The organism is Rhodopseudomonas sp., assembly GCF_036404135.1.
In the GTDB taxonomy this organism is placed as follows: Bacteria; Pseudomonadota; Alphaproteobacteria; order Rhizobiales; family Xanthobacteraceae; genus Rhodopseudomonas_A.
Map to the genome: position 1 here is coordinate 1 of NZ_DASWPE010000157.1, position 10,449 is coordinate 10,449.

10 protein-coding genes, 1 tRNA gene and 1 pseudogene are annotated in these 10,449 nt (G+C 64.8%); 5 read left to right on the forward strand and 7 right to left on the reverse strand.

Annotation, left to right across the window (positions count from 1 at the left end; genetic code table 11):
* The 4 genes and pseudogenes from VGC77_RS18560 to VGC77_RS18575 all read left to right on the forward strand — a co-directional run.
* Positions 1-814, forward strand: a pseudogene (locus VGC77_RS18560) (glycosyl transferase family 2); the annotation flags it as partial.
* Between the two features lie 147 nt (positions 815-961).
* Positions 962-1,037, forward strand: a tRNA-Lys gene (locus tag VGC77_RS18565).
* A gap of 328 nt (positions 1,038-1,365) precedes the next feature.
* Positions 1,366-1,923 (forward strand): collagen-like protein, encoded by a 558-nt coding sequence (locus VGC77_RS18570; protein ID WP_331173045.1) that lies wholly within the window; start codon positions 1,366-1,368, stop codon positions 1,921-1,923.
* A gap of 193 nt (positions 1,924-2,116) precedes the next feature.
* Positions 2,117-2,482 carry a hypothetical protein gene (locus VGC77_RS18575; protein ID WP_331173046.1) on the forward strand — a complete coding sequence of 122 codons (366 nt, stop codon included), beginning with the start codon at positions 2,117-2,119 and terminating at the stop codon, positions 2,480-2,482.
* 191 nt (positions 2,483-2,673) lie between these two features.
* On the opposite strand, the gene VGC77_RS18580 is transcribed toward VGC77_RS18575, so the two are convergent.
* From VGC77_RS18580 to cysK, 3 genes are all read right to left on the reverse strand, one after another.
* Complete coding sequence (locus tag VGC77_RS18580; protein ID WP_331173047.1) at positions 2,674-2,871, reverse strand: hypothetical protein; 198 nt, start codon at positions 2,869-2,871, stop codon at positions 2,674-2,676.
* Between the two features lie 534 nt (positions 2,872-3,405).
* The gene (locus VGC77_RS18585; RefSeq protein WP_331173048.1) at positions 3,406-3,645 is read right to left on the reverse strand and encodes a BrnA antitoxin family protein; all 240 of its coding nucleotides are present in this window, start codon (positions 3,643-3,645) and stop codon (positions 3,406-3,408) included.
* A gap of 53 nt (positions 3,646-3,698) precedes the next feature.
* Positions 3,699-4,679 (reverse strand): cysteine synthase A, encoded by a 981-nt coding sequence (cysK, locus tag VGC77_RS18590; protein WP_331173097.1) that lies wholly within the window; start codon positions 4,677-4,679, stop codon positions 3,699-3,701.
* 248 nt (positions 4,680-4,927) lie between these two features.
* Between cysK and VGC77_RS18595 the strand changes: the two genes are divergently transcribed.
* Positions 4,928-5,143 carry a hypothetical protein gene (locus VGC77_RS18595; protein WP_331173098.1) on the forward strand — a complete coding sequence of 72 codons (216 nt, stop codon included), beginning with the start codon at positions 4,928-4,930 and terminating at the stop codon, positions 5,141-5,143.
* A gap of 197 nt (positions 5,144-5,340) precedes the next feature.
* Here VGC77_RS18595 and VGC77_RS18600 read toward each other — a convergent pair whose 3' ends face one another.
* From VGC77_RS18600 to VGC77_RS18615, 4 genes are all read right to left on the reverse strand, one after another.
* Positions 5,341-6,714, reverse strand: a complete 1,374-nt coding sequence (locus VGC77_RS18600) for an aspartate aminotransferase family protein (RefSeq protein WP_331173049.1) — start codon at positions 6,712-6,714, stop codon at positions 5,341-5,343.
* Between the two features lie 82 nt (positions 6,715-6,796).
* Positions 6,797-8,113: a lysine 2,3-aminomutase gene (locus tag VGC77_RS18605; protein ID WP_331173050.1), complete on the reverse strand. Its 1,317-nt coding sequence runs from the start codon at positions 8,111-8,113 to the stop codon at positions 6,797-6,799.
* A gap of 327 nt (positions 8,114-8,440) precedes the next feature.
* Positions 8,441-9,211, reverse strand: a complete 771-nt coding sequence (locus tag VGC77_RS18610; protein ID WP_011472513.1) for an acyl-CoA dehydratase activase — start codon at positions 9,209-9,211, stop codon at positions 8,441-8,443.
* A 13-nt stretch (positions 9,212-9,224) separates the two neighbouring features.
* On the reverse strand, positions 9,225-10,442 hold the full coding sequence (locus VGC77_RS18615; protein ID WP_331173051.1) for a 2-hydroxyacyl-CoA dehydratase family protein: 1,218 nt from the start codon (positions 10,440-10,442) through the stop codon (positions 9,225-9,227).
* Positions 10,443-10,449 lie beyond the last annotated feature (7 nt).

Below are 10,449 nucleotides of genomic sequence, written 5' to 3' on the forward strand. Positions count from 1 at the left end.
ATACGGCTTCGGCCTGCTTCCTGACACCTACGAAGCGTTCAAAAAGCAGCGGCACCGCTGGGCCTATGGCGGCTTCCAGATTTTCAAAAAACATTGGCGGCGTTTCCTGCCCGGCGCGACGCGGCTGTCGCCGGATCAAAAGCGGGAGTTTGCGCTCGGCTGGCTGAACTGGCTGGGTGCGGAAAGCCTCGGTGTGGTGGTTGCAATCCTTAATCTCATCTGGGTACCGGTCGTGTCGTTCGCCGACATCGCCATTCCCGACAAAATTCTCACTTTGCCGATTATCGCCTCGTTCTGCGTGTCACTGCTCCATTTTATCGCGCTGTATCGCCTGCGCGTGCCGGTGAAGACGGCCCAGATGCTGGGCGCGATGGTCACGGCGATGTCGGTGCAATGGACAGTATCGCGCGCGGTTGCAAACGGATTGATTACCGATCATCTGCCGTTCGCCCGCACATCGAAGGGCGGATTGTCGCTGATGTCGGTCGAATTCCAGGCGTTCTGGGAAGCCGTGATCGGCGTGCTGCTGTTGGTCGGCGCCGCGGTGCTGGTGGCTTCGAACGCCTACAAGGAAGTCCACGAAATCTACATCTTCGCAGCCGTCCTGGTGCTGCAGAGCCTGCCGTTCCTGGCTGCGGTGGCGATTGCGATCCTGGAGAATTCGCGGATCAATTCGTTTGCGTTCTGGAAGAATACCGGCGTGCGCACCGCCGAATTGATCGGGCTGCGGCCGGTGGCGCTGCCCAAGGCGATGCCGGCCGTGATGCCGGCGCCGCAGCCGGTGGCCTCGGAAATTCACCGCGACACCGCCTAATCGGTCCGCGGCGAAGTTCAGGAAACGAACGAAAGCCGACCTATAAATCCATGCGGCGCCACGCCGTTTCGGCGCCCACAGCAGCGGCGTAGCGGACCGCAGCGGACTTGACCCGCTTCGTTGCGCCCCCTACACAGCGCGTCACGTGAGCGCGTAGCTCAGACGGTAGAGCACGTGACTTTTAATCATGGGGTCGAGGGTTCGAGTCCCTCCGCGCTCACCATGTTTCCCGCTCGAAAAACTTGCGGCAAAGCTGTGGCAGCCGGCCCACGCCGAGCGCCGGCCGAGCGCCGTGGCGGATGGCATGCCGGCGCGGCCCCGACGCCGCGCCCGCCCCCTCGACCAGCCCGTCCCCCTTGCCTCCACCTCACCCTTGCCGCGACAAGATGCAGCAGTCTCAGGGGCCGGGCGCCGGCCAAGCTGTTATGCTTTTCGACGACGATGCCGGCGGGTCGGCGTGGCGCGCCAACCGCGGAACGAGAAGCCGTGCACCGGATTGCATCGGTTGATCGCGACCCGGATCGGGCGTTCGAGGAACGAAGGGAACCCACATGCTGAAACAAACTCTGCTGCTTGGCTGCGTCGCGCTGCTGGCCTCAGGGCCCGCGTCAGCGCTCGATCTCGATGAGCTGGCGATCCAGAGCGGCAAGCTGGTGATCATCGGCCGCACCACCAGGCCCAACCAGGAGGTCGTGGTGGTGGGCAGCGGCGACAAGGTGCAGAGTTCGTCGTCCCGCCGTTTCCGCTTCGCGCTGTCCTATCTGCCGGAGAGTTGCAAGCTCGACCTGCAGGCCGGTCCCGAACTGCTGAAGGACCTGCTGGTGGCCAATTGCGCGCCGCGCGGGCCAAAGGGTGAGCCCGGCGCCAAAGGCGAGCCGGGGCCACGCGGCGACGCCGGCGCGCAGGGCGAGCCCGGGCCGAAGGGCGATGTCGGCGCCAGCGGCGAAGCCGGTCCGCGCGGCGAGCCCGGACCGAAGGGCGATGTCGGTGCCCGCGGCGAAGCCGGGCCGAAGGGCGATCCCAGCCCCAGGGGCGAATCGGGGCCGAAGGGCGAGCCCGGTCCCAAGGGTGAGCCCGGACCGCAAGCCGAGCCCGGCTCCAAGGGCTGATGGGCGAGTTGATCAAGCGGGCGGATCGGCGCCCAGCGCAGGCAATGCGCCGGACGCGCCGCCGCCCGCTGCGAGATGGATCCCCGCTGCCCGAGCCGCGGCCATTGTTTCAATTTACGTTCCGTTAACCGCGGCCGGGTCTACTGTCTGCGTCGCAGCGCCGGGCGCTGGTCGACGCGGCGGAGTGATCGGCATGGCCGACTTGTTGAGCATCATCGCGGCGAACTACACCGCCGTCGGATTGAACCCGGGCACCGCCACGCCCTACAAGAACGTCGACGCCAAGAGCTATCAAGGCACCTGGGAAGGCACCTATAGCGACACCAAGAAATTCAAGATCACCATCACCGACGTCAGCGGCTTTCGCGCCCAGGTCAGGTATGAGAGCGCCGGCACCATCAAGTTTCAGTCGGTGCTGATCAAGGACAATGCCTTCCGGGTCGGCGACAGCAAGTTCACGCTGACCGGCACCGGCAAGGCCACGGTCAAGAACGCGGTGACCGATCCGGTCACCGGCTCGACCAGCCTGGTCACCGGCAACGCCACGCTGGACACCTGAGCCGCATCCCGGTCACCTGAGGCCTCCCGTCGCCGGGTTCGGCGGCAACGTGACTCGTCGCTGGCGAAGCGGCGTCAGCCGGCTCAGGCTTATAGCGTTTTCGGGCGAAGTGGATCCCGGTTCGCGTGAAGAAAACGCGTCAAAATAACAATTGTGGGCTCCGGTTCTGATCTATCAGAACCGGAACAGCGCTAGCTTTTCGGGCTGGCCAGCGCGTCGGCGGTCTTCCGGATCGTCTCGGCGATCAACAGCGCCTGGTCTTTGTTGACTGCGAAATCCCGCACCCCCTTGGCGGTGGTCAGCGACAGGATCATCAGGTCCGGCTGCTGCTCCGGCCAGCCGGTGGCAAAGCCGGTCACGAAGTCGGCCGAGGTGGAACGCTGGGTCATCGATCATCCTTTGAGCGCATTGCGGCGAGTGGACGGCACGCGTGGGTCGCTGCTCCACGGCGGCGGAGATACGCCGCCGCGCCGATCAACACAAGCGGGCGTCCGCTGCAGCCCGGCCCGCGGCCAATCAGCGTGTGTCGACCGTGCTCGCCCGGGGCGCATCCTTCGAGACGCCCGGCTTCGCTCTTCGAGCTTCGCCGGGCTACTCAGGATGACGGTGATGATGCTGAACGGCTTGATGCGGTGCCTTCGGATCGGTCGTGCGTACCATTGCTCCGCGCCGCCCGAGGTCCTCCCCCCACCACGCGCCGTCATCCTGAGGCGCCCGAGCAACGCGAGGGCCTCGAAGGATGGGCCTAGAAGCGAGACAGCGCTCAACAGCGTTCAGCCCATCCTTCGAGGCCCGCCTGCGCCGCGCCGCGATCGCACTGTCCCGGCGGGCACCTCAGGATGACGGCAGTGTGCTGGATGAGCGCAGCATGGCGACTGGGTGAAGCGCACAGGAGCGCGGCACGGCCACGATCCGCGCGCCAACTACTTCCCCGCCGCCTTGCGCAGCGCATCGTTGATGCGGTCCTGCCAGCCCGGCCCGCCGTCCTGGAAATATTCCAGCACGTCCTGATCGATCCGCAGCGAGACCATCTCCTTGACGCCGGGAATCGCAACGGGCTTCGCCGGCAATTCGGCGACCTTGGTGGTGGTCTTCTTGAAGGCCGCTTCGGCTTCGCTGCGCGCATCGGCCAGGGTGCGCGGGCGGCGTGGAGGTTGTGCCATCGAATGACTCTCTTGAACGGGCTGGCGGGCGGTGAATGCGTTTCCGGAAAAACTCAGATTCCCTCGAACAGCGCGGTCGACAGATAGCGCTCGGCGAATGACGGCACGATCGCCAGGATCACCTTGCCTTCGCTGTGCGGCCGCTTGCCGATCTCCAGCGCCGCGGCGATCGCCGCCCCCGACGAAATGCCGCCCGCAATGCCTTCGTTGCGCGCCAACGCCCGCGAGGTCTCGAGCGCAATGGCGCTGGAAATCTGGATGATCTCGTCGATCACCGAGCGATCGAGAATCTCCGGCACGAAGCCCGCGCCGATGCCCTGGATCTTGTGCGGGGTATGGCTGCCGCCGGACAACACCGGGCTCTCCGCCGGTTCCACCGCGACCACCCGAAGCGCCGGGATCCGCGGCTTCAGCACTTGACCGACGCCGCTGATGGTGCCGCCGGTGCCGACGCCGGCGACGAAGTAATCGATCTGCCCGCCGGTGTCGTTCCAGATCTCCTCCGCCGTGGTGCGGCGATGCACTTCGGGATTGGCGAGGTTCTTGAACTGCTGCGGCATCACCGCATTCGGTGTGCTGCGCACCAGGTCCTCGGCGGCGGCGATCGCGCCCTTCATGCCCTGCGCCGCCGGCGTCAACACCAGTTCGGCGCCGAGAAACGCCAGCATCTTGCGGCGCTCGATCGACATCGACTCCGGCATCACCAGCTTCAGCCGATAGCCGCGCGCGGCGGCGACATAGGCCAGCGCAATCCCGGTGTTACCCGAGGTCGGTTCGATCAGCACGGTGTCGGCGTTGACCGCGCCGGCCTGTTCCATGGCGATGATCATCGCCGCCCCGATGCGATCCTTCACGCTGGTCGCCGGATTGAAGTATTCCAGCTTGGCCAGAATCGTCGCCTTGACGCCATGCTGTTCCGGCAGCCTTCGCAACCGCACAATCGGCGTATCGCCGATCGCGTCGACGATGCTGTCAAACACCCGGCCCCGGCCCGGGTCGCGCGCGTGCACTGCATTCGGATCGGACGTCGTCATCATTGAACATCTCCCACGCGGCAAGACTGCCTGAAAACAAGCAAGTAGCACAAATTATTGCCACTGTGGCGCGGCGTTGCAAGCGACAAACCGCGCGACTGATCGCTGCACTGCAACCGAAAATCGCGGCTGCAAGAAATCACACAAGAAACGCATTTGTGTTGCGACATCGTCAGAGTTTCCAGTGTATGATTTCAGCAACTGATCCGTTGCGCCTGATCCTGAGCCCGATCCTGAGGAGGTCCCCGATGCCAGCACTCGCTGAAGTCCTGTCGACCAATACGCCTCGTCCCGCTCCGCGTGGCAGTGATCTGCCCACCTGCCCGGTTTGCGCCGATTCGATGGTCGCCGCCGAGGCTTCGGCATTCGTCGCCGACAACGTCATCAGCTATCTGTGGAGTTGCGATACGTGCGGCTATGGCTTCGTCACCAAACATGCGGTGAAGCGATTCGCCTGCAACTGATGCCGTGTAGTTGAAGCCGGTCGATCTGATCGTGGCGCGTTGAGCGCCACTTTTGATTTCGGATCTCCGCGATCCGCAGTCGATGGAAATCCAACTCAAGACAGATCCAACTCTAGACAGATTCAACTCTAGACAGATTCAACTCAAACCAGACCTGTCGCGCTGGAATTGCTCATCCTTAAGTTCCCGAAGCGAATCTAGATGAGCCGAGCGGCCGCTGCATCGGCGGCAAGCTTGTCGAGCGAACGGGCGATCCGTTCCAGGATGAGATCGATATCGGCGCGCGTCGCCACCAGGGGCGGCGCGACGATGAACCATTGCCCGAACCGGCCGCCCGCCGTCTCGCGCGCGTAAACCAGGAGGCCGAGGTCGAGCGCGTGGCGGCGCAGCCGGTTGAGGGCCTGAAACTCCCGCGGCAAGGATGCTTTGGTCGATTTGTCGGCGACCAGTTCGACCGCGAGCAGCAAGCCCAGTCCGCGAACATCGCCAACCAGAGGGCAAGATTGCTTCAGCGCCTCAAGACCGATCCGCAGCTCCGCTCCCCGCCTCGTGGCATTGGCGCAAAGATCCAGCCTGTCGAATTCGTCGAGCACCGCCAGTCCTGCCGCGCACGACACCGGGTTCGCATTGTAGGAATAGCTGAAATTGAATCCGCTCAGGCGCGCCAGCGTATCGGCATGCGTTGCTGACACGAACATCGCTGCGAGCGGCGCGTAGCCGGCCCCCAGACCCTTGGCCTGCACGATGATGTCGGGCCGGCTGTCGGGCCAGTGATGCGCGGCGAAGAACTTGCCCGTTCGGCCGGCGCCGCTGACCGCCTCGTCGAAAATCAGGAATACGCCGTGACGGCTGCAGGTGGCGCGAATGGCTTTGAAGAAACCCGGTGGCGGCACCACCGCGCCGGTCGAGACCCCGCCGATCGGCTCGACCAGGAGGGCCAGAACGGTTTCGGGACCGAGCGCAACGATCGTCTGCTCAATGGCCTGGGCGCAGGCCGCGGCGCTCGACTCCGGCGTCTCGCCCGGATTCAGGCGATAGGTGAAAGGTGCAGGCACCGCGTGCGCCGCCACGGCGAATCCTTCGAAGAAAGGCAGCAGCAGATCGTTTCCGCCAGCCGCCAGCGATGCGATCGTCGCCCCATGATAGGAGGGATTGAGCGAAATGATCCGGCAGCGCGCGGCCTGATTGGTCGCAAGCGCATATTGCCGCGCAAACTTCAGCGCATTGTCGATCGCCTCGCTGCCGCCCGACGCGAAACTGACACGTTCGAACCCGGCGCCGGCCATCCCGCTCAGCCGCGCGGCATAATCGAGATTGATCCGGCTTCTGGCGACCTGGGTGTAGGCGTAATCGAGCTGCAAAGCCTGCCGCGCCATTGCGGCGACGACGTTGCGATTGCCGTGCCCGAGCGCGCTCACCATCGGGCCCGACGATGCGTCGATGTATTCCTTGCCGTCCTCGTCCCAGAAACGAATCCCCTCGGCCCGTGCCATCATCGGGAGCGGCACCGGCTGCGGCCGGGCGTAGAACACATCCTGGGTCCCGCCGATCTCGGGGAAGCCGATCGCCATCATCCATCCTCGTGCGGATTTCCGGGCCCGGCCGCCGTCGGGGCACCACCCCGGACTGCGGCTCGCCGTCGTTGGCGCGGCATCAGTCCAGCAGGCATTCGGTGAGCGCGTGCAGCGGAGCCGTTCGATCGCGGTCGCCGGCCTGCTCGAAGGCAAACCGCTCGCCCCCGAATGCCGGCCGCATCTGATCGAGCCAAGTTGCGCCGGGATCGAAAGCGGCGAAGAACACCGTCTGGTTCAGTCTCGCGTCCCGTGCCTGAACGAAATCGCAGACCAGGATCTGCTCCTGCGGATCGGCCGATGGCATGGCGCCGCCGCCGTTGTGCAACACCGCGGGCAGTTGGCGATCCAGCAATTCGCTGCGCGCGACGACCCCGAGGATTCTGATCTTTCCGGGAAGCACGGACATCGTCGGCCCTTGCGCCGCGCGCGCCAGGCCGGAGACGTTCGCGGCAGCACGCCGGAAGATCTCGTGGGCGCGGACCAGCGGCACCGAGAAATAGTCGCGGGGGCCGGTGTCTCGCTCGATGAACATGTAATACGGGATCAGTCCGAGCCGCACGCCGCTGCGCCATAGTTCCGACCACAGCTCCGGGGCATCGTTGACGTGACGGATCAGCGGCGCCTGCATTCTGATCTGGGCGCCGGTGTCGCGGATGCGCCGGATCGCCTCGCGGGCAAGCGCTGGCTTAAGTTCGACCGGATGCGTGTAGTGCCCCATGATGGCGAGATGGCGGTTTGCCGCAGCAACCTCCTCGAACAGTCTGAGGCAGTCGTCGGCATCGGCATCGGACACGAACCTGTGCGGCCAGTAGGCGACCGATTTGGTGCCGATCCGGATGTTCTGGATGTGCGCCAGCTCGGGAGCCAGCAGCGGCTCGATGTAACGCCGGAGCGTTCGGGTTGCCATGATCATCGGATCGCCTCCGGTGATCAGGACGTCGGTGACTTCGGGGTGCGCACGAAGATAGGCGACGAGGTCGGAGGTGCTCCGCGTTTCGATCCGCATGCCTTGCATGCCGACAAACTGCGCCCAGCGGAAACAATAGGTGCAATAGGCGTGGCAGGTCTGGCCCTGGGCCGGAAAGAACACCACGGTCTCGCGATATTTGTGCTGCACGCCCGGGAGCGGACGACCGGCGAGCGTCGCCGTGTTGTGGGTGAGCTGGCCGCCGGGATGCGGGTTGAGGCGGCGGCGAATCCGATCGACCGCGCGCGCCAGCGCCTCGCTATCGTCGGCGCTCTCCACCAGGGTTCGAACGTCCTCGAAATCAGCCTCCGACAGCATGCCACGCTGTGGGAATACCAGCTGAAAGATCGGATCGTCCGGCACCCGCGACCAATCGATCAGGTTCTCCACCACGTAGCGGTTGGTGCGGAACGGCAGCACCCGCGCCACGATGTCGATCTCGTGACGAAGCTGCGCGTCGAGTTTCTGCCACTCCGGCAGTTCGGAAAGGTTGCCGCGGCCGATCGCATGATAGTGGGTCGGCTCTGTCGAGCCGGGCATCGTCACGGTCGTCATGCTCGCCCCCCGAACAAGCCCTCGCTTCGCGGTCGCGCGACACCAAGCATGATCAGGTTTCTCGGAACCGTCCCGCTCCGCCCCTGCCGCTGCAGCCTGGCCTTGTCCGAGGATCGCTGCTTGGTTCGCCGGATCATGCTGTGAGTTTCCATTTCATCTCGATCTTCGATCGGACGGTCGGCGCTGATTTTGCGGACCGCCTCAGGCCAGTCGCTGGGCGATGTAGGCGGCCCCGATCGCGCCTCGCACCTGCGGATTGTCGACGATGTAGATGCTGGTCTGCAGTTTATCTTCGAGCGCGCGGACCACGCCGCTGTTGAGCGCCACGCCGCCGCTCATCCCCACCGGCCCGCTGATTCCGACCTGGCGCAGCAGCACCACCGCGCGCTGGGCGATCGAGTCGTGAACGGCGCGGACGATGTCGGGCACCGGCGTTCCAACGGCGACCAGGGAAACGATCTCGGTCTCGGCAAAGACCGCGCAGGTGCTGCTGATCCGCAGCGGGTTGCGCGCCAGCGCCGAGGCTTCGCCGAGCTCGGAGAGCCCGATGCCCATCGCGCGCGCCGTCACCTCGAGAAAGCGTCCGCAGCCGGCGGCGCATTTGTCGTTCATGACGAACTGTTCGACGCGCCCGCCGTCGTCGATCCGGATGGCCTTGCTGTCCTGGCCGCCGATCTCCAGAATGGTCCGGATGTCCGGGTTCCTGAGATGCATGCCGATGCCGTGGCAGGTGATCTCCGAAACGTGCTTGTCGGCGAACGGCAGGTTCTCCCGCCCGTAGCCCGTCGAAACCACGAATTTGACGTCGCCCCGCGTCAAGCCGGACGCCGCGAGCACGTTTTCAAACGTCGTTTCGGCGGCTTTGCGGTTGGTGCCGCCGGTCAGGACCACGTCGAAAGCCACCACCTCGTCGTTCTCCATCAGGACCGACTTGGTCGACAGCGAGCCGATATCAATGCCGAGCGTAATCATCGCATCCTCTCATTCACTGCAATGTTTCCAGAAACGCGTCGACGCGGTTCTTGATATGGGGAAAGGCGTAATTGTTGCGGTCGACGGGATCGATGCTGATCGTCAGGTTCTTGATTCGCTTGCGCGCCGCCAGGGATCGGAACGTCGGACCGATGGCCATCATGTTGCGGCACCCCCAGGTGTTGGCGATGATGTATCCCTCGATCTGGTAGGCGTCGGTGATGTGGTCGAGGTCGCATTCCATTCGTTCCGCGTTCCAGTGATAGCGGATCGCGCGCTCGGCGATGCTGCGCAGCGGCTGCTCTTCGTCGAGCCCCATCAGGTTGGCTTCCCACAACGGCGCCCAGTACAGCACGTCGACGGAGCGGCCGAGATGCCGGAGCAGCTCGTCGGATTCGCCCGGGGTCTGGCCGATCCACATCACCCGCGGGCGCTTCGGCGCCCTGCTCTCGGCCAGCACCACCGCCTCCTCGTACAAGGTCTTGCAGAGATCGATGTTCTCCGGGGCGCCGAAATAGTTCATGCCAAAGATCTCCAGAAGCTCGCGCGCCACGCCGGGCAAAGCGTGGCGTTCGAGCAGCCGGGCCGCTTTGCTGTAGTACGCACGGGCGCGATTCGAATTCGCGATGCTGCTGCGCAAGAACTCCGGATCGGGATCGGACTGAAACACCCCGGCGATCCGCTTCAGCATGATCTCGATCTGCTGGACGAGATAGTCGAGCGCATCCTGATCCAGCAGATTCGGCGTGTGCAGCGCGAAGGTCGGCACGCCGTAACGCTTGCCGGACATGAAGATGGTCTTGAGAAGCCCTTCGCAGGGTTGATCGTTGGTGAGCACGAAGTCGGGCCGCGGATAGCATTCGGCGAGCATCATCCCGAATGGCCCGCGGAGGAACGAGCAGATGTCGCGGGACAGCTCGCGCTCTTGGGTGAGCCGGAACACCTGATCGATATCGAGCGACTGGGCCAGCATGTTCGACATCGACTCGATGTTCCACGGCAGAACGCCGGCGGCGAACACGATCTCGGTCGGGAATTGCTCGGAAACGTAAGCTACCTTCGCATCGGCCCTGTAGGCCTCGGCGATCCGGTCGCAATTCACGATCGAGCGCATCCGGGTCGCGGCGAGCCCCGGCGCGGTCTCTTCCGAGGGCGCCCGCTGGCGTCCGATCAGACGCAGCATGTTCTCGTATTGAGTCGCGCGCTGCTGCGCGATGCTGTCCAGGTCCATCTCGCCT

Excerpts from the sequence above, each read along its gene's own strand:
- VGC77_RS18570 (WP_331173045.1), top strand. The coding sequence starts at position 1,366 with ATGCTGAAACAAACTCTGCTGCTTGGCTGCGTCGCGCTGCTGGCCTCA.
- VGC77_RS18575 (WP_331173046.1), top strand. The coding sequence starts at position 2,117 with ATGGCCGACTTGTTGAGCATCATCGCGGCGAACTACACCGCCGTCGGA.
- VGC77_RS18580 (WP_331173047.1), bottom strand. The coding sequence starts at position 2,871 with ATGACCCAGCGTTCCACCTCGGCCGACTTCGTGACCGGCTTTGCCACC.
- VGC77_RS18585 (WP_331173048.1), bottom strand. The coding sequence starts at position 3,645 with ATGGCACAACCTCCACGCCGCCCGCGCACCCTGGCCGATGCGCGCAGC.
- cysK (WP_331173097.1), bottom strand. The coding sequence starts at position 4,679 with ATGACGACGTCCGATCCGAATGCAGTGCACGCGCGCGACCCGGGCCGG.
- VGC77_RS18595 (WP_331173098.1), top strand. The coding sequence starts at position 4,928 with ATGCCAGCACTCGCTGAAGTCCTGTCGACCAATACGCCTCGTCCCGCT.
- VGC77_RS18600 (WP_331173049.1), bottom strand. The coding sequence starts at position 6,714 with ATGGCGATCGGCTTCCCCGAGATCGGCGGGACCCAGGATGTGTTCTAC.
- VGC77_RS18610 (WP_011472513.1), bottom strand. The coding sequence starts at position 9,211 with ATGATTACGCTCGGCATTGATATCGGCTCGCTGTCGACCAAGTCGGTC.
- VGC77_RS18615 (WP_331173051.1), bottom strand. The coding sequence starts at position 10,442 with ATGGACCTGGACAGCATCGCGCAGCAGCGCGCGACTCAATACGAGAAC.